We start from the raw sequence: 19,742 nt of genomic DNA, 5'->3' as shown, positions 1-19,742 counted from the left end.
GGAATAGTATGAAAAAGTTAAAAATGATGGGGATTATGTTATTTGTTAGTACGGTCTTGGTAGGTTGTGGCACAACAGCAGAAACAAAAATAGACGAGAAAGCAACTGAGAAAACCAGTGTCTCGAAAAAAGTTTTAAATTTAATGGAGAACTCGGAAATCGGTTCAATGGATTCTATTTTTACACAAGATGAAGCCAGTATTAACGCACAGTCCAATGTCTTTGAAGGGTTATATCAATTGGATGAAAAAGATCAACTAATACCAGCTGCTGCTAAAGAGATGCCAGAAATTTCTGAGGATGGCAAACGATATACCATTAAACTAAGAGAAGATGGCAAGTGGTCCAATGGTGATGCTGTAACAGCCAATGATTTCGTTTTTGCTTGGCGTAAATTAGCGAATCCCAAAAACCAAGCCAATTACTTTTTCTTGTTAGAAGGAACGATTCTGAACGGAACAGCTATTACAAAAGAGGAAAAAGCACCAGAGGAATTGGGTGTCAAAGCGCTTGATGATTATACTTTGGAGGTTACTTTAGAAAAGCCTGTACCATATTTTACGTCGTTATTGGCATTTTCTCCATTTTTCCCACAAAACGAAGCATTCGTGAAAGAAAAAGGACAAGCCTATGGCACTTCTAGTGAAATGATTGTATCTAATGGTCCGTTTTTAATGAAAAATTGGGATCAGTCAGCGATGTCATGGGACTTTGTGCGTAATCCCGACTATTACGATAAAGAAAAAGTAAAATCAGAAACGATTCATTTTGAAGTTCTTAAAGAAACCAATACCGTTTATAATTTGTACGAATCAGGTGAATTAGATGTGGCTGTCTTAACAGGAGATTTTGCTAAACAAAATCGAGACAACCCTGACTATGAAGCAATCGAACGGTCAAAAGTCTATTCCTTACGTTTAAACCAAAAAAGAAACGAAAAACCATCCATTTTTGCAAATGAGAATGTCCGCAAAGCTTTAGCTTATGCTTTGGATAAAAAGAGTTTAGTCGATAATATTTTAGCAGATGGTTCAAAAGAAATTTATGGGTACATTCCAGAAAAATTTGTATATAACCCAGAAACGAATGAAGATTTTCGTCAAGAAGCAGGCGCCCTTGTCAAAACAGACGCCAAAAAAGCCAAAGAGTATTTAGATAAAGCAAAAGCAGAGCTAAACGGAGATGTAGCCATTGAACTTCTTTCAAGAGATGGTGATAGTGACCGAAAAGTTGCTGAATTTATCCAAGGCCAGTTACAAGAAACGTTGCCAGGTCTCACTATTAATGTCAAAACAGTTCCTTTAAATAATGCGATTGAATTAATGAGAAAAGGGGATTATGAATTGTCTGTTGGCATGTGGGGACCCGATTATCAGGATCCAATGACTTTCTTAGAAAGCTCAGTTAGTGGTAACCGTATGAACTATTCTAGCCCAACGTTTGATCAACTAATTGAAGAAGCAACAACTAAATACGCAAATGATCCTGAAACTCGTTGGCAAACATTAATTAAAGCTGAAAAAGTCTTGGTGGAAGAAGATGCCGCTTTAATTCCTTTATACCAAGAGGCCCGTAGTCAGCTTGTACGACCAGGTGTCAAAGGCATTCAGTATCATAACTTCGGTGCAACGAGCACATATAAGTATGCCTATAAAGAATAAATTAGTGAAAAAAAGTACCTTTAGCTGAAGGTACTTTTTTTCCGATAAGAGCTTCTTTTTTGTTAATAGTCAACAATTAATAAAAAAATAATTGAAAAAGGTTGACAAAAATAATGATACTCGTTAGAATAAGCACTGTTAACAAATGAATAGCGTTTTCATGTGACTGGATAATACTAGGCATGGAAGAATTTCGTAATACAATGTGGTGTACAATGGTTACGCAACATGTTTAACGGGATTGTTCTATGCTTTTTTTGTTGTTTTCACTGAAAATGTTAGAATTACTTCTGCAGAAGAGGGTCATTTATGAAAATTAAAAAGGTGCTAAATCAAAATGCTGTACTTGTTCTTGACGAAGGACAGGAGAAAGTAGCTGTCGGTAAAGGCGTCGGGTTTAATAAGACTAAAAATGATGTCTTATCTCGACAATTGGTGGAGCGGATGTTTGTGATGGAGCCAGAAGGACTGAAAAAACTTCAAGTATTGCTATCACAAATTGAAGACAAATACTTTTTAGCGAGTGAAGAAATTATCCAACATGCTGAAACGGTATTGGGTGAAAAGTTGAATGAACATATTAATATTGGGTTGAGTGATCACATTGCTTTTGCAGCTGAAAATATTCAAAATAATATTATTGTTCGGAACAAGCTTTTAAGTGAAATTGAGATTTTATATAGTGAAGAATTTGCTATTGCTCAATGGGCTGTAGAATATTTAACACAAACCTTAGAGATTCCATTTAGTTATGATGAAGCGGGGTATATTGCAATTCATATCCATAGTGCTCGCAGCGGGCGTACTGATAATAGTAAAAGTATCCGTGAAGTTACAATCGTTTCTGAAATTATTCATTTAATCGAGCAGGAATTGGCTATTGATATTCATGATGATAAAAATAGTCTCAGTTATTCACGTTTGGTGAATCATTTACGTTTGTTTATTCATCGCTTCCAACAAAATCAATATGCTGTTTTAGATGAAGAAATTTTGGAAGTCGTAAAGAAAAAGTATGCTGAAAGCTATGAAATCTCAAAAAAAGTACAAGTCTTATTAATGAGAAATTTTCATTATCAAGTACCAAATGAAGAACTTGGTTATTTATCGATTCACATTGAACGATTAAGAATGACCAAATAATAAAAATTAAATAGTTTATGTGAGGAGTTACGTATAATGAAAGCGTATATGCAAAGAATGGGACGTTCGTTAATGTTACCAGTTGCTGTATTACCGGCGGCTTCTTTATTAGTCGGTATTGCCAACTGGATCGTGGGAACAATCGGCGCTAGTCCAGCCACAACTTTTCTAATGAATGGTGGTTTGGCTATCTTAAACAACTTAGCATTATTATTTGCGGTTGGTTTAGCGTTAGGAATGTCAAAAGATAAAGATGGATCGGCAGCATTAGCTGGTTTAGTCGCTTATTTAGTGCCAAAAACTGTTTTAGCGCCTGCTTCTATCCAAGCCATTAAAGGCTTCAAGGATATTGCTGAAGTAAACCCAGCCTTCAACAGCATGGACAACAATGTCTTTGTCGGGATTGTCGCTGGTTTAGTTGCTGCGGCAATGTATAATCGTTTCTCTGGTGTGAAATTGCCAATGGCTTTATCATTCTTTAGTGGAAAACGTTTAGTTCCTATTATGTCAGCTATTTCGATGTTAGCAATCTCAGCTGTCTTATTCTTCTTCTGGCCAGTTGTTTATAACGGATTAGTTGCTTTTGGTAAAGGAATCTCTAGCTTAGGTTTCGTAGGAGCTGGCTTGTATGGTTTCTTTAACCGACTATTAATTCCAACAGGCTTACACCATGCTTTGAATTCTGTTTTCTGGTTTGATGTTGCTGGTATCAATGATATTGGGAACTTTTTAGCTGGTCAACAAGCGTTAGATACTGGTAAAGCAATTGTAGGACAAACAGGGATGTACCAAGCTGGTTTCTTCCCAGTAATGATGTTTGGTTTACCAGCAGGCGCGTTTGCTATTTATCAATGTGCGCGTCCTGAGAAGAAAAAAGTTACAGCTTCATTAATGTTAGCTGCTGGTTTTGCGGCTTTCTTTACAGGCGTTACTGAACCTTTAGAATTCTCATTTATGTTCGTTGCTTGGCCTTTATATGTTTTACATGCGGTCTTTACAGGTATTTCTTTAGCATTCGCTGCGTTTATGCATTGGACAGCTGGCTTTGCCTTTAGTGCAGGTTTTGTAGACTTCTTCTTAAGTTTGAAAAACCCAGTCGCGAATCATCCAATGATGTTGGTGGTTCAAGGACTTGTCTTTGCAGCAATTTACTACTTCGGTTTCCGTTTTGCAATCACTAAGTTTAACTTAATGACACCAGGACGTGAAGAAGGCGATGGCGAAGAAACGCCAGATGTTGCAGAAGGCGACAACAAATTTGCTTCTCTAGCTCGTCGTATTTATGATGGTTTAGGCGCTGATGCTAATGTAACTTCTATTGATAACTGTACAACTCGTTTACGCTTAACAGTGAAAGATACAGGCAAAGTGGATCAAGCAAAAATTAAAGCAACTGGGGTTCCTGGTGTGAAAGTCATTGATGACACCAATATCCAAGTGATCGTTGGTACAGAAGTACAATTTGTTGCTGACGAAATGCAACGATTATATAACCACCAAGCGCCAGCAACACCAGTCAAAGAAACACCTGTTTCTCAACCAGTTGTTGAAGAAAAAGCACCAGTTTCAACGAAAGAAACTGAATTATATTCTGTAGCGAATGGGAAAGTTATTCCTATTTCTGAAGTACCAGATGATGTTTTCTCAGCAAAAATGATGGGTGACGGTTTTGCTGTCGTACCAACAGACGGCGAAGTTTCAACACCTGTTGCTGGTAAAATTACTAGCATTTTCCCAACAAAACATGCGTTAGGTATCCAAACAGATTCAGGCATTGAAGTATTATTACACATGGGTCTAGATACTGTTGAGTTACAAGGTGGACCATTTACATTACATGTTGAAGAAGGCCAAGTTGTAAAACAAGGCGATAAAATTGCAACCATTGATTTAGCCGCATTAGAACAAGCTGGCAAAAAATCAGATTTAATTGTTGTTTTCACAAATCAAGATATTGTTGCTCAATACGATTTACAAAAAGCAGGTCAAACGACTTCAATGAATGATGTAATCGGAAATGTTACCGTAAAATAAAAGTAAAAAAGGGCTAGCCGTAAGGCAGCCCTTTTTTTGATGAAATTCGATAAAATTACTTGTTATTCTATTCTAGGTGAAAACGTTCAATCTTGCGAAGTTACGGTTTGTTCACAAAAAAGTTACTTTTATTAAATAAAACTAAAGAAGTAACAAAAACTTCGCTTTTTTCAGTTATTTCAAGTAACATAGAACGTATCTTAAAAGAAAAAGTTTGGATGATTCGATGCGTAGAGTAAGAAAAATAATTTATAAAATCATGCTACTTTTGTTTGTTGGTTTAGTTGCTGGTCTTGGCTATCTTGGCTATAAAATACATCAAAATGTTGAAACGGTAATGACCTTTGAAAAACAAGTAGAAGCAGAAGTCAAAAAAAATAAAATACCTGAATACAAAACATTAGCTTTAGCGATTATCTATACAGAATCTAAAGGAAAATCTGGCGATATTATGCAGAGCAGTGAAAGTGTTTATGGACAACAAGAAGTGATTGAAACACCAGAAGAAAGTATCGCACATGGCGTCAAATTTCTCGCGGAAGCGTTAGCGAAAGCAAAAGAAGCTGGCTGTGATGAATGGACAGGCGTACAAGCATATAATTATGGACTGGATTATATTCAGTTTGTTAAAGAACGTGGCGGGAAACACACGACAGAGTTAGCAGAAGAATATTCAAGAGAAGTCCTTTCACCGTTGCTAGGGAATGACCAAAATACGAAATATCGTTATTATCGTTGGCAAGCGTTAGTTTACAATGGTGGTTACCTTTATCAAAATGGTGGCAATATGTTCTATGCGGAAATTGTCAAAATGAATCGTTGGTTTATTGAAAAGTTAAATTAAAACGAGAAAAGTCTAAAGAATTCTTTCAACTTACAGGAATTTTTTAGGCTTTTCTTGCAGTTTCATGAAAATGCAAGTAAACTAGAAGGGATGTAACTGATTAATTGAAAAGGTAGGGAAAGAGCTGGATGTTGAATAAAGTCGACCTGAAAAAAGGGTTAAGTACAGAAGAAGTTGCCAAGCAGAAAGAGTTAGGCCTTCAAAATAATTATGAGGAAAATGTAGCGAAATCTACAAAAGATATTATTTTTGATAACGTCATGACGTTATTCAACTTTTTAAACTTTGCAATCGCTGTTTGTTTACTATTTGTCGGAGCGTATTCCAATCTGGCTTTCTTAGCGATTATTATTGTGAACATGTCAATCGGGATTTTCCAAGAAATTCATGCCCGTAATTTAGTTCAAAAATTATCTATTGTGGCAAAAGAAAATGTTCATGTTGTTCGAAATGGCGTACAACAAGAAATTGATACAAAAGAACTAGTTATGGAAGATATTGTTATTATCTCTGCAGGGGAACAAGTTCCTTCTGATATGGAAGTTATTGACGGTAAAGTCGAAGCGAATGAAGCGTTGTTAACAGGTGAATCAGATTTAATTGAAAAGGAAATCGGCGATACCTTGCTTTCTGGAAGTTTCATTGTTAGCGGACAAGCCTATGCCCGTGTTATCCACGTTGGTGCCGAAAACTATGCTGTGAAAATCACCCAAGAAGCCAAAGTGCATAAACCAATTCAATCAGAGTTAGTCAATTCGATTCGTAAAGTCTCTAAATTTACAAGTTGGGTGATTATTCCTCTAGGGATTATTTTATTTGTTGAAGCTTTTTGGTTAAGAGATGCTGGCATTAAAACATCTGTTGTTGCTTCTGCAGCTGCTTTGTTAGGGATGTTACCAAAAGGATTAGTACTATTAATTAGTATTGCGCTGACAACAGGTGTCATTAAGTTAGCCAAAAAACGTATTCTAGTACAAGATATGTACTCAATTGAAACATTGGCCCATGTGGACACTTTGTGTTTAGATAAAACTGGAACGATTACAGAAGGTAAAATGAAAGTGCAAAAGGCGATTATCTTGCATGACAAATATGAAGAACTCTTCCCACAGATTATCGGAAGCTACCTATCTGAAAGTACGGATAATAATATTACAATGCAAGCAATTCGTGATCATTATGAAGTATCCAATCGATTTGGCGCAAAAGAAGTCTTGGCTTTTTCTTCTGAACGAAAATGGGGAGCTATTGAATTTCCAGAAATTGGGACAGTTTATTTAGGGGCTCCTGAGCGTTTGGTAGACGATAGTCGGTTGCCAGAAGCTGTTTTTACAGCACAAGAGAATGGGTATCGCGTCTTGATGTTAGCCATTGCGGAACAACAACCGTTAAACGAAACCAAAATGCCTTATTTAGAGCCATTAGCAATTCTAGAAATTGATGATCCAATTCGCCAAAATGCCAAAGAAACACTGGCTTATCTAAAAGAAGAAGGAATCGACTTAAAAGTAATTTCTGGTGATAATCCGGTGACTGTTTCAAATATTGCTCGTCGTGCTGGGCTACCCGGTTATGAGTCTTATATTGATTTGTCGACCAAAACGACAGAAGCAGAAGTGCGTGAAGCGGTTCAGCAATACACAGTGTTCGGACGTGTATCGCCTCAGCAAAAACGAACCATTGTACGTGAGTTGAAAGACACAGAGCATGTGGTGGCGATGACCGGCGATGGCGTCAACGATGTTTTAGCGTTACGAGAAGCGGATTGTAGTATCGCTATGGCAGAAGGAGATGGCGCTACTCGGCAAATTTCTAATCTAGTTTTGCTAGATTCTGATTTTACAACGTTACCAGATGTCTTGTTTGAAGGACGGCGTGTGGTAAATAATGTAACCCGAGTTTCCAGCGTTTTCTTCATTAAAACGATTTATTCGTTTATTCTCTCAATCATTTGTGCCTTAACGGCCATTGCGTTTCCGTTCATTCCGATTCAAGTGACCTTGATTGATTTAGCAATTGAAGGATATCCAGCCTTCTTCTTATCTTTCGAAGGGGACAAACGAAAAGTTGTCGGGAAGTTTTTACCAACGGCTTTGAAAAATGCGTCTGTTAATGCGCTTTTAGTTGTAGCGAATATCATTGCTGTTTATCTGATTGGACAAAATCAAGGATTTTCTTCTTTAGACACCACGACGTTAATGTATTATTTATTAGTTGGAATTAGCTGTATGGCTGTTGTTCGAGCATGTCTGCCTTTAAATCCACTACGCATTTTCTTGGTTTTCAGTACCATTATTGGTATTTATGTAGCAGCTATGTTATTCCACAACATTTTAGAAATTGGTTTCTTAACTTCGCAAACAATGGGTCTCTTCTTTATTATGATGGCCATTAATATTGTGGTGCGTGTAACAATTGGTTTCGTACAAATGAAACGTGCTGGAAAAACAATTAAAGATTTATAAAAAACAGAGGTTGAGCTAAAAGCATTCGTCTCCAGAAATGCAGTTCTTCTTTAAATCTTGAAGGAAGTCGGAGCAAGCTTGATGTTTAACTGATTATTTTAAGAGTTAGTGTCTGAGGCAGGAGTTAGGATGACTTTTGTCCTAGATACTTTCTTTTTTTGTTGAGTTGAAACAAGATACTTGAAAAACAGAGATTATGTGATACAATAAATCATGTGTAAATGTGTCCATTGGAATTCGCACTGAAATGACAGTGCGTTTTTTAAACGGTCAATCACATGAGTTAGCACAATGCTATTCTTAGGAGGTGAGGACAATGGCACAACGCATTCCTCAGGAAGTCATTGAGGAAGTTCGTCACCGAACGAATATAGTAGATATTATTGGGCAGTATGTCCAGTTAAAAAAATCCGGTAAAAATTATATGGGTTTATGTCCGTTTCACGAAGAACGTTCCCCTTCATTTTCAGTAGCAGAAGACAAACAAATTTTTCACTGTTTTGGCTGCGGGAAAGGTGGAACTGTTTTTAATTTCTTGCAAGAAATTGAAGGCATTAGTTTTCCAGAATCCGTGAAACGTGTTGCAGATTTGGAACATTTATCTGTGGACTTTGATTGGTCAGAGCCGCGTGAAGTAGCGGATACCCCAGAACACCAACAAAGACGGAGTTTGTTACAACTGCATAGTAAAGCCGCAGAACTTTACCATCATATTTTAGTGAATACTAAAATTGGCGAACCCGCATTAAACTATTTATTAGAGCGGGGGTTAACACAAGAACTAATTGAGACCTTTCAAATTGGATTTGCGCCGCAAAAACGTGATTTCTTAAGTCAAGTTTTTAAAAATGAACAACTGGATGAAACGCTTTTTGAGCCTTCTGGGCTGTTTGTCCAAAGAGATAACGGTACGTTTTTGGATCGTTTCTATCAACGAATCATGTTTCCAATTAATGATCCCCAAGGCAATGTCATCGCCTTTTCTGGTCGCTTGTTAAAAACAGCTGATTTTCCAGGAGATGAGATGCCTAAATACTTGAATAGTCCTGAAACAACACTTTTTAATAAGCGAGAAACGCTGTTTAACTTTGATAGAGCCAGAAAAGAAATTCGTAAAGAAAATACAGTATTGCTTTTTGAAGGATTCATGGATGTTATCGCTGCTTGGCAATCAGGCGTAAAAAGTGGGGTGGCTTCAATGGGGACTAGTTTGACCAATGAACAAATTCGGCGTTTGGAGCGGGTCGCTAAGGAAGTAGTTATTTGTTACGATGGCGATAATGCCGGTGTTCAAGCCACAAACCGTGCGATTCAATTATTGCAAGAAAACAGTCATTTTGACTTGAGTATTGTCAGCATCCCTGAAAAGCTGGATCCTGATGAATATGTGCGGAAATATGGCGCAGAAGCTTTTCAAAATTTAGCCAATCATGGCCGAGAAACAGTTTTTAGTTTTAAAATGAATTATCATCGGTTAACTAGAAACATGAATAACGAAAAAGAACAATTGGATTATGTGAACGAATTGTTACGGGAGTTAACCAATGTTCAATCTCCTTTGGAACGTGATCGTTATTTAAACCAAATTGCTCAGGAATTTCAACTTTCTGTTCATAGTTTGGAAGAGCAATTCAATCAATTGAAGCAGGAGCAACGTTCAGTCCAACGGCAAGAAAGGCAACAATTTTATCAAGATGAAATGATGCCACCACCAATGGAAGAACCTGTTTTTGAAGAGAATCACGTACAGAACAAGTTACCGTTAACCCAAGTTCAAAAAGCAGAACGTTCTTTATTATTTCGTTTAATGAATGAACAAGGAGTACGGCAAACCATTCAACAATTGCCAGATTTTTCGTTCGCTCATGATGAATACCAAGAATTATATTTCTTGCTAGAAAGTTATGCGACACTGCATCAAAGTTTCGACATTGCCGATTTTATTAATTTCTTGCAAGATAATCAAACCAAACAATTAGCAATTGAAATTGCGTATCAGAATTTATCAGAAGAAAGCTCTGAGCGAGAAGTTGCCGATTTATTACATGTAATTGCCTTATCAAGTATTGCAGAGGCAATTGAGCAGAAAAAGATTCAACAGCAAGAAGCAAAACGAGTGGGCAACCAACAGCTTGAAGCCGAATTAACAATGGAGATTATCCAATTGGCTCGACAGCTTAAAGCTCAACGAACATTTACTTAAGCAATAAATGAATAGAACTAAGCGTTTTGTTCATTTTATTTTGATAAGTCCCAGTGATTTATCAGTTATTTCAAGCGTGAACCGAAAAATGAAGGGGGCCTTCTTTCATGGAAAAAGAAACAAGTAAAAAATATGAAGCTGCAGTGGCAGCATTTATCAAAGAAAACAAGCCTAAAGGAACAGTGGTTTATGATGATTTAGCGAATCAATTAGCCACACCGTATACTTTGGATGCAGAAGCTATGGAAAAATTGATCCAAAAAGTTGAAGATGCTGGTATCAGCGTGGTCGATGAAAATGGAGACCCAAGTGAACATAGCTTGAAAAAAGATGAAAAAGAAGCGGAAAAGGCCCAAGCAGAAGACTTATCTGCGCCAACAGGTGTTAAAATTAATGATCCCGTGCGTATGTACCTAAAAGAAATTGGGCGCGTTCAATTGTTAACTGCCGCAGAAGAAGTTGAATTGGCACTTAAAATTGAAGAAGGCGATCAAGAAGCAAAACAACGTTTAGCAGAAGCCAACTTACGTTTGGTTGTTTCAATTGCCAAACGATATGTAGGTCGTGGTATGCAATTCTTGGATTTAATTCAAGAAGGTAATATGGGCTTAATGAAAGCTGTTGAAAAATTTGACTACCGTAAAGGGTTCAAATTCTCTACGTATGCTACTTGGTGGATTCGTCAAGCGATTACGCGGGCAATTGCGGACCAAGCTAGAACAATTCGAATTCCTGTTCACATGGTTGAAACAATCAATAAATTGATTCGGATTCAACGCCAACTATTGCAAGATTTAGGTAGAGAACCAACGCCAGAAGAAATTGGTGCGGAAATGGATTTACCAACAGAAAAAGTTCGTGAAATCCTAAAAATCGCACAAGAGCCAGTCTCTTTAGAAACACCAATTGGTGAAGAAGATGATTCACATTTAGGTGATTTCATTGAAGACCAAGATGCTACAAGTCCTGCTGAACATGCAGCTTACGAATTGTTAAAAGAACAACTAGAAGATGTTCTGGATACTTTAACAGACCGTGAAGAAAATGTTTTACGTTTACGTTTTGGTTTAGATGATGGTCGGACACGTACGCTAGAAGAAGTCGGAAAAGTTTTCGGTGTCACTCGCGAACGTATTCGTCAAATTGAAGCAAAAGCGTTAAGAAAACTAAGACATCCTTCTCGTTCAAAACAATTAAAAGACTTTTTAGAATAAACATACCGTTTAGCGGCTCTTTTCGTGCATGCGAGAAGAGCCGCTTTTGTTTTTTAAAAAGTCTCTAAATGTCATTGCTAGTTATTGGAAGAAGGCGCAAGTTGTGGTAAATTAGAAGTAATGGAATATTAGCAGAATGTGAGGCGGAAGAATGACAAAAAAATGTCCGAAGTGCGGGAACGAATTCGATGCAGAATTAACGACCTGCCCAACATGTGGCTATTCACTAACTGACACAACAGTTGATAAAGAAGAAGTGGAAACGACTTCAACAAATATAGATTTTGAAACACAGGAAAATGAACAACACGAAGATCAATTAAATGAGAATATTGAATGGTCTGAGTTAAAAGATATGAGCTTAGGCCATGTGATGGAACTGTTTGGCGAATCACCAGAAGAAGAAAGTAATGATGACAAAAAAGAAGAGTCGATAGAAGATAACTTAATAGGCTCTGATTCAGAAGCAGCGCTTCAAGAAGGGGCTAGTGAGGAGACTCATGATTCGGTGGAGGAAACGATACCAGCGACAGAAGCGACGACTACTCATTCAACAGAAGAAAAACTAGCAACGGACGAAGCAGTTAATTTAGAAGAAACAACGGAAGAAACAACTACTGTTGAAGCAGAAACAGCTGAGGTATCTGAGACGGTGAAGTCAGAAGAGGAAGCTTTAACAGAGATTTCAGGAACTGAAGTTATCTCTACCACTTCTGAAGAAGAAATTTTTTCACAACCACCGATAGAAGATCAAGATGTAACACCAAACGAAACTTTGCAAGCTTATATTCAAGCGCATCGAGCAGATACAGAAATGTCTGAAAATCCATCAGAAGAAACAGCAGAGACCCAAGAGTTAGAAAACAGCGGTGAGGCAGTATTAACCCAAGCCGAAACACCAACTGAATCCATTTCAGATTCTGAAGAAGGGTTAACAAGTGCAGCGTCGCTAGAGGCACCGAGCGACGCTGATGCAACCGAGGAAAAAGTTTCAGATTCAGGTGTGATACCACCGATGAATGAAACTGGGAATGCTCAACCAGCGCCTGCTCCGAAGAAACCATCAAAAAAAGTAGTTTTCGTTGCGCTTGCGGTTGTTTTATTAGCTGGAGGTAGTGCTTGGGCGTATCATGATCAAACGCAAAAAGCTGCCGCGCAAGAGGCGGCGGCGCTAACCAAGAAAACAGATACGCTGAAAGATGAACTAGCAGCCTTTTATACCACGAAGGAGCAAGTTTTTATTAAACCCGATATGGTGACTGTTAGTCCAGAAAAACTCTCAAAACAAGTCGCGGAAATTAAAGATTCAGAAGAGTATTCTCAATTAAATAAACAAATTCAAACATTGAAAGAGAAGCAACAAACCATTCAACAAATCAACCAATTATTTGAGGCGCCGATTGTCAATGGCAATGAGTTGAAACCGGCGATTCTAGCTGCTGATCAACCAATTTCCGTAAAGAAATTAACAGGAAATGATCCATTTGACCAATTGATGAACCAAGCAATCGATCAAGCGAACCAACAATACAACCAATTACAAAAAGCTAAAAAAGCGGTTGAGGTCATTTATAAAGATGGAAAAACTACCAATCAGCTGAATCGAGACACGTATCAAGCTGCTAAGGCAGAAGTAGATAAAGTAACAAGTGATAAGCTGAAAAAAGAACTGATCAAACAAGTCACGACAGCTGACCAAGCGTTAACCAAGGTTGAAGAAGAACAGAAAAGAATTGCAGAAGAACAAGCTGCCGCAGAGCAAGCAAAACAAGCAGAAGAACAAGCGAAACAAGCTGTTGCCGCGAAAAAAGAGAACGCTAAGAAGGAAGAAACAGCAAAAACAGAAGCGAATGGCTACACGGCACCGAACAGTGACGGGGTGTACACTAGTCCGCTTTATGCGCCAGATGCTGCCGATATCGCTGATAGTAGCAATCCAGCGTGGACATGGGCACCAGGTGTGAAAGAAAAAGTCTTAGACACAGTGATTGCTCGTGGCTATGTGGTTCCTGGCGGATATTCTTTAGAACCTGCCAAAATTGTGAATGGCGAAGGTTACTACAATCTTTATGCAACCAACAATCAATCAAAATTATTAGAAGGCACTACAGAGAAAAATGTTCACATGTATTTAGTTACAATCAATGCTAAAACAGGTTGGTTCAAAGGGAACGCTTCTCGTAATGCAGGGCAATAAAAGAAAATAGAAACAATCGAACAAAAGCGGAAATCTTTTGTTCGATTGATTTTCCTTGAGGAGTTAATGATAAATGAGAGAATTACTAGCAACAACATTTACCGGCATTGTGGTCGATGAAAATGAACAATTTTATTTTGTTCAAAAAAATGGCATCACATTCCGTTTAAAAAAAGAAGAAGGTACGCATGCTATAGGGGAGGCTGTAGAAGGGTTTGGTTATTTAAATCAAAAACAAGAGCCAGCACTGACAACTACAATTCCTACTGTGCGCATTGGTAGCTATGGCTTTGGTACTGTCACAGGAACGAGACGTGATTTAGGTGTCTTTGTGGATGTTGGCTTACCAGATAAAGATGTCGTTATTTCGTTGGATGAATTACCAACCATGCGGGAACTTTGGCCTAAAAAAGAAGACCGAGTAATGGTTACTTTAAAAGTGGACAGTAAAGACCGCATTTGGGGCGAATTAGCAGATGAAAAAGTCTTTAAAGCCATGGCAAAACGCGGGAATGCTGAAATGCAAAACCAAAACTTAACTGGGCATGTGTATCGTCTGAAACTTGCAGGAACGTATATTTTAACTGATGATTTATACATTGGATTTATCCATCCTTCTGAACGTTTCCAAGAACCACGTTTAGGTGAAAAAGTAGTGGGACGTGTGATTGGCGTGCGGCCGGACGGCGTATTGAATCTTTCATTAAAACCAAGAAGTCATGAAGTAATCAGCGATGATGCGTTAATGATTCTAACTTTCTTAGAAAGAGCAAACGATCACCAAATTCCTTTCACCGATAAATCAAGCCCTGATGAAATTAAACAGACTTTTGGTATTAGTAAAGCTCAATTTAAACGCGCTTTAGGTCATTTAATGAAACAAAAATTAATTAAACAAGAAGATGGTAAAACAATTCTAATTGGCTCGTTGGAGCAATCAAAAGAAAAAAATTAAGGTAGCTAATTGAGAATATCTTGCAAATTACAGTTATTTCTTTTATAATTATTTTAATTTGATTGATAAATTAAGTTTCTTAATTTGTAATCATTCTAAACAAGGAGCTGTAATAATGGATTCGACTGCTGCTTTAAAAAAGACAAAAAAACAATTACATGAATCAGGCTTTAAATTAACACCACAACGGGAAGCAACCGTACTTGTATTATTGGAAAATGAAAAAGATCATTTATCAGCAGAAGAAATTTACTTCTTGGTAAAACAAAAAAGTCCGGAAATTGGTCTAGCAACAGTCTATCGAACGCTAGAAATTTTAACAGACTTAAAAGTCGTTGATAAAGTGAGCTTTAACGATGGTTTAGCTCGCTATGATTTAAGAAAAGAAGGCGCCAAACACTTTCACCACCATTTGTTATGCTTAGAATGTGGCACAATTGAGGAAGTGGAAGAAGACTTGCTTGGTGAAGTAGAGCAAATTGTTGAAAGTCGGTATCATTTTTTAGTCAAAGATCATCGCTTAACTTTTCATGGTATTTGTCAAAGTTGTCAAAGTAAACATTAAAAAAACTGCCTTGCATTAATTTATGCAAGGCAGTTTTTTATTCATTGGAATTATAAATTAGCGAATTTTTCCAATAAGCGAATCATTTGGCAAGTAAAACCATATTCATTGTCATACCAAGCCACAGTTTTCACTAATTGGAAATCGCCAGCTGTCGTTACTTCTGTTTGCGTTGGGTCAAAAATCGAACCTTCTGTCGTGCCGATTATGTCTCCAGAAACAATTTCACGATCATCATAACCGAAAGAAGGGTTATCAATGGTGTGTTTTTTCATTGCTTCATTTACTTGATCAGCTGTTACTTTTGTTTTTAAAATGCTAACTAATTCTGTTAAGGATCCATCCACAACGGGAACACGTTGGGCATGGCCTTGTAATTTTCCATTAAGTTCTGGAATAACTAAGCCAATTGCTTTAGCAGCACCAGTTGAATGGGGAATAGTATTGTCTGCAGCAGAGCGTGCCGCACGAAGATTTCCGCCACGAACAGGGCCATCTAATAGCATTTGTGTTGATGTGTAGGCATGGACAGTTGTCATGGTACCAACTTCAATTCCAAATTCATTATTTAAAAAGTAAGCCATCGGTGCTAGACAGTTTGTCGTACATGAGCCGGCAGAAATGATTTTATCGTTGGCATCAAGTGTATCATCATTGACGTTATAAACGATTGTTTTCATTGCGCCTGCAGGAGCAGAGATAACCACACGTTTCACACCTGCATCTAAATGAGCTTGTGCTTTTTCTTCAGAGGTATAAAAACCTGTACATTCAAGGACAATGTCTACTCCGTTTTCTTTAACCCAAGGGATTTTACTTGCATCTGGTTCTGCGTAGACACGGGTTTCTTCGCCGTCAACCACAATGCCATTTTCAGTGGCTGTCACGGTGCCAGGATAGGTGCCATGCGTAGAGTCAAATTGTAATAAGTGAGCCAACATTGTTGGGCTAGTCAAATCATTGATAGCCACAACTTCAATATCATCAGAAACTTCTTTTATTCGGCGAAAGGCTAAACGACCAATTCTTCCAAAACCGTTAATTCCTACTTTGACTGTCATAACAAAAATTCCTCCTTTAGATGTTTGTGTTTCTTTGGACCCTTGCTGAAAAAGTGATTTTCTTCAACTATCTATAGTATGAACCTCTAAAATTTTTTTGTCAAAAGACTGATAGCGAAGCGACAAAAAGAAAGCGAAAGATTCATGAGAAATTTTGCTTTTTCCAACGATAACTAACTAGAATTGCTAGACAAACGGTTGTTTTCCCGATACAATAATAAAGACTTTCGAATCACGCTTTTTGAGGTGATTAAAGATAGTAGAAGTAGAATAGGAGGACAAATTATATGTCCATGTTTTTAGATCAAGTGACGATTGATGTCAAAGCTGGTAAAGGCGGCGACGGAATGGTTGCTTTCCGTAGAGAAAAATATGTACCAGACGGGGGTCCCGCTGGTGGTGATGGCGGTCGCGGTGGCGACGTTGTTTTAGTTGTTGAAGAAGGATTACGCACATTAATGGATTTCCGGTTTAATCGTCATTTTAAGGCGACACCTGGAGAAAATGGTATGAGTAAAGGAATGCACGGTCGTGGTTCAGAAGATTTACTTGTCAAAGTTCCACCAGGTACAACAGTTCGTGATGCAGAAACTGGAGCCTTAATTGGGGATTTAATTGAGAATGGTCAGACCTTAGTAGTAGCAAAAGGCGGACGCGGTGGTCGCGGGAATATTCGCTTTGCTTCCCCAAGAAATCCTGCACCAGAAATTGCCGAAAACGGCGAACCGGGCCAAGAACGTAAAATCGAATTAGAATTAAAAGTTTTAGCAGATGTTGGCTTAGTTGGGTTTCCTTCTGTAGGGAAATCAACGTTACTCTCTGTTATCTCGTCCGCTCGTCCGAAAATTGGTGCCTATCATTTTACGACGTTAGTTCCAAACTTAGGGATGGTGACTACTAGTGATGGTCGAAGCTTTGCTGCAGCAGATTTGCCAGGCTTAATTGAAGGAGCTTCTCAAGGTGTCGGCTTAGGAACACAGTTCTTACGCCACATTGAACGGACGCGTGTTATTTTACATGTCATTGATATGAGTGGCATGGAAGGACGCGATCCTTACGAAGATTATTTGGCAATCAATAAAGAATTGGCTTCACACAATTTACGCTTGATGGAACGACCTCAAATTATTGTTGCCAATAAAATGGACATGCCTGAAGCAGAAGAGAATTTAGCGAAATTTAAAGAGCAACTTGCGAAGGAACGCACCGATGAGTATGCCGATGAGCTACCTATTTTCCCAATCTCTGGGGTTACTCGTAAAGGTATTGAACCTTTATTAAATGCAACAGCTGACTTGTTGGAAGTAACGCCTGAATTCCCATTATATGAAGATGAAGTGGTAGAGGAAGAAACCGTTCGTTATGGCTTCCAACCAGAAGGTCCAGAATTTACGATTGATCGTGAACCAGATGCTTCATGGGTTTTATCTGGTGAAAAATTAGAAAAATTATTTGAAATGACGAATTTCGATCATGATGAAACAGTAATGCGTTTTGCACGTCAATTACGTGGTATGGGTGTCGATGAGGCATTACGAGCACGTGGCGCGAAAGATGGCGACATTGTTCGGATTGGTAATTTTGAATTTGAATTTGTCGAATAAGCATAAAACCAGTTCACTCAGTGAACTGGTTTTTTATTTTAAAATTAGTATTAAATCACCGAATAGATTGAAATAATATTTTTAATAGCTTATAATTTTAAATGTAACAAAATAACAAACGAAAGGAGCGAAATTGAAATGGAAAACAATCAAGCAATGGTTCCTAAGTTTTCAGTTAAAAGTGCCGGTTTTCTTTTTAGTATGGGGCTCTTATGTGGTGTCCTGTTGCCGAGTGTTTTATTATGGACTTTCAATCTGCCGTTTAATATTGGTGCCATGATTTTTTTGCCTGTTGGGATTGCTTTTGCGTTAGCGTATAGTCATTATTTTATTGAAACGAAAACAGGTTTTTGTAAGCGTTTTATTTGGTTGTTTTTAATTTCTCTTATTTTATTAGAGCTTATCTCTTATTTATGGCTGATTAAAGGAGTTATTTTTTAAGAGAAAAACAGAGGAGAGTGTTATTTATGTTAGATAAACTGACTGTTTGGATTGAAAATCATCTAGCTGGACCAATGGCTAAAATTGCCAATCAGCGCCATTTACGTGCGGTGCGGGATGGGATTATTGCGACATTACCTTTAATTATTGTCGGTTCTTTTTTTCTAATTATTGCGTTTCCGCCGTTACCAGAATCTTGGGGCATTACTCAATTTTTAACAAGTAATGCTGCTACAATCTTATTGCCTTACCGAATGACAATGTACATTATGGCGTTATATGCGACTTTTGGCATTGGCGCTAGTTTAGCGAAATCATATAATCTTGATCAAGTCTCTGGAGGGATTTTGGCTACGATTGCTTTTTTATTAACATTAGTACCTGTAGCGATTCCTGAAGAAGCCAGTAAAGCAGCTGGCGTTTCGGGGTTTGTTTTACCAATGGCTAATTTGGGTGGTGCAGGGATGTTTGTCGGGATTGTGACGTCAATTATTGCTGTCGAAATCTATCGAGTGACAGATAAGTCTAAGTTCAAAATTACAATGCCTGATAACGTTCCACCTGCTGTTGCTCGTTCATTTGAATCATTGACTCCGACGTTAATTGTCATGTTATTGATTGGTTCAATTACTTATTATTTAGGCTTTGATTGGCACACATTTGTAGGGAACTTAGTAGGACCACTAGTTCAAGCAGCAGACTCTTTATTGAGTGTCTTGCTGTTAGTCTTTTTAACAACATTTTTCTGGTTCTTTGGGATTCACGGCGCTTCAATCGTAGGATCGTTGGCGCGTCCTCTATGGCTACAACTATTAGAGGAAAACACGACTGCTAAAGCAGCTGGCGAAGCATTACCTCGGATTGCGGCAGAACCTTTTTACCAATGGTTCATTTGGATTGGTGGTGCCGGAGCCACAATTGGTTTAGCCATATTATTAGCCTTTCGGGCAAAATCAGAATATGGTTCAAAACTAGGAAAAGCTATTTTAGCACCGTCTATTTTTAATATTAATGAGCCAGTTATTTTCGGTGTACCGATTGTCTTAAATCCTATTTTAATGATTCCTTTTATCTTTGCACCAATGGTTTTAGCAACGATTGCTTGGTTTGCCACAAAATTAGGTTTAGTAAGTGAAGTTGTCTTTACCGCTCCTTGGACCTTACCAGGACCAATTGGCGCCTTTATGGCGACAGGCGGCGATTGGCGTGCTGCTGTTTTGAATATTGTTTTAATTCTAGTGGCCATCTTGATTTACTATCCGTTCTTTGTAGCTTATGATAAAAATGAGCTTGCCAAAGAACAAGGCAAACAAATAGAAGAATAAAGAGTGTAGCCGTTTAGTGTCCAGAACAAA

At 38.0% G+C, this 19,742-nt stretch carries 14 protein-coding genes; 13 read left to right on the top strand and 1 reads right to left on the bottom strand.

Annotated features, from left to right (window positions below; all coding sequences use genetic code 11):
* Window positions 1-8 precede the first annotated feature (8 nt).
* From IGK86_RS08180 to fur, 10 genes are all read left to right on the top strand, one after another.
* On the top strand, window positions 9-1,661 hold the full coding sequence (locus IGK86_RS08180) for a peptide ABC transporter substrate-binding protein (protein WP_002363926.1): 1,653 nt from the start codon (window positions 9-11) through the stop codon (window positions 1,659-1,661).
* Between the two features lie 309 nt (window positions 1,662-1,970).
* Window positions 1,971-2,804 carry a PRD domain-containing protein gene (locus IGK86_RS08175; protein WP_002357655.1) on the top strand — a complete coding sequence of 278 codons (834 nt, stop codon included), beginning with the start codon at window positions 1,971-1,973 and terminating at the stop codon, window positions 2,802-2,804.
* Window positions 2,805-2,840: 36 nt separating this feature from the next.
* Window positions 2,841-4,838, top strand: a complete 1,998-nt coding sequence (nagE, locus tag IGK86_RS08170) for an N-acetylglucosamine-specific PTS transporter subunit IIBC (RefSeq protein WP_002374894.1) — start codon at window positions 2,841-2,843, stop codon at window positions 4,836-4,838.
* Between the two features lie 226 nt (window positions 4,839-5,064).
* Window positions 5,065-5,682 carry a lysozyme family protein gene (locus IGK86_RS08165; protein ID WP_002357646.1) on the top strand — a complete coding sequence of 206 codons (618 nt, stop codon included), beginning with the start codon at window positions 5,065-5,067 and terminating at the stop codon, window positions 5,680-5,682.
* A 128-nt stretch (window positions 5,683-5,810) separates the two neighbouring features.
* Complete coding sequence (locus tag IGK86_RS08160) at window positions 5,811-8,147, top strand: cation-translocating P-type ATPase (RefSeq protein ID WP_002357645.1); 2,337 nt, start codon at window positions 5,811-5,813, stop codon at window positions 8,145-8,147.
* A 316-nt stretch (window positions 8,148-8,463) separates the two neighbouring features.
* Window positions 8,464-10,350 carry a DNA primase gene (gene dnaG / locus IGK86_RS08155; protein WP_016617302.1) on the top strand — a complete coding sequence of 629 codons (1,887 nt, stop codon included), beginning with the start codon at window positions 8,464-8,466 and terminating at the stop codon, window positions 10,348-10,350.
* 107 nt (window positions 10,351-10,457) lie between these two features.
* A complete protein-coding gene (rpoD, locus tag IGK86_RS08150) occupies window positions 10,458-11,564 on the top strand; it encodes an RNA polymerase sigma factor RpoD (protein WP_002360364.1) in 1,107 nt (368 codons plus the stop codon).
* A gap of 151 nt (window positions 11,565-11,715) precedes the next feature.
* Window positions 11,716-13,761, top strand: coding sequence for a cell division site-positioning protein MapZ family protein (locus IGK86_RS08145; RefSeq protein WP_016617303.1), 2,046 nt, complete (start codon window positions 11,716-11,718; stop codon window positions 13,759-13,761).
* Between the two features lie 73 nt (window positions 13,762-13,834).
* The gene (locus tag IGK86_RS08140; RefSeq protein ID WP_002361792.1) at window positions 13,835-14,716 is read left to right on the top strand and encodes a CvfB family protein; all 882 of its coding nucleotides are present in this window, start codon (window positions 13,835-13,837) and stop codon (window positions 14,714-14,716) included.
* Window positions 14,717-14,831: 115 nt separating this feature from the next.
* Window positions 14,832-15,281: a ferric iron uptake transcriptional regulator gene (gene fur / locus IGK86_RS08135; RefSeq protein WP_002357640.1), complete on the top strand. Its 450-nt coding sequence runs from the start codon at window positions 14,832-14,834 to the stop codon at window positions 15,279-15,281.
* A gap of 50 nt (window positions 15,282-15,331) precedes the next feature.
* On the opposite strand, the gene gap is transcribed toward fur, so the two are convergent.
* On the bottom strand, window positions 15,332-16,342 hold the full coding sequence (gene gap, locus IGK86_RS08130; RefSeq protein ID WP_002357638.1) for a type I glyceraldehyde-3-phosphate dehydrogenase: 1,011 nt from the start codon (window positions 16,340-16,342) through the stop codon (window positions 15,332-15,334).
* Between the two features lie 287 nt (window positions 16,343-16,629).
* Between gap and obgE the strand changes: the two genes are divergently transcribed.
* The 3 genes from obgE to IGK86_RS08115 all read left to right on the top strand — a co-directional run bounded on the left by obgE (window position 16,630) and on the right by IGK86_RS08115 (window position 19,712).
* Window positions 16,630-17,946: a GTPase ObgE gene (gene obgE, locus IGK86_RS08125; protein WP_002384537.1), complete on the top strand. Its 1,317-nt coding sequence runs from the start codon at window positions 16,630-16,632 to the stop codon at window positions 17,944-17,946.
* A 138-nt stretch (window positions 17,947-18,084) separates the two neighbouring features.
* The gene (locus IGK86_RS08120; RefSeq protein WP_002357636.1) at window positions 18,085-18,387 is read left to right on the top strand and encodes a hypothetical protein; all 303 of its coding nucleotides are present in this window, start codon (window positions 18,085-18,087) and stop codon (window positions 18,385-18,387) included.
* A gap of 26 nt (window positions 18,388-18,413) precedes the next feature.
* A complete protein-coding gene (locus tag IGK86_RS08115) occupies window positions 18,414-19,712 on the top strand; it encodes a PTS sugar transporter subunit IIC (RefSeq protein ID WP_002363934.1) in 1,299 nt (432 codons plus the stop codon).
* Window positions 19,713-19,742: the final 30 nt, after the last annotated feature.

This window comes from Enterococcus sp. DIV1206, assembly GCF_051712485.1.
In the GTDB taxonomy this organism is placed as follows: Bacteria; Bacillota; Bacilli; order Lactobacillales; family Enterococcaceae; genus Enterococcus; species Enterococcus faecalis.
This window is presented reverse-complemented; position numbering and strand designations above follow the sequence as displayed.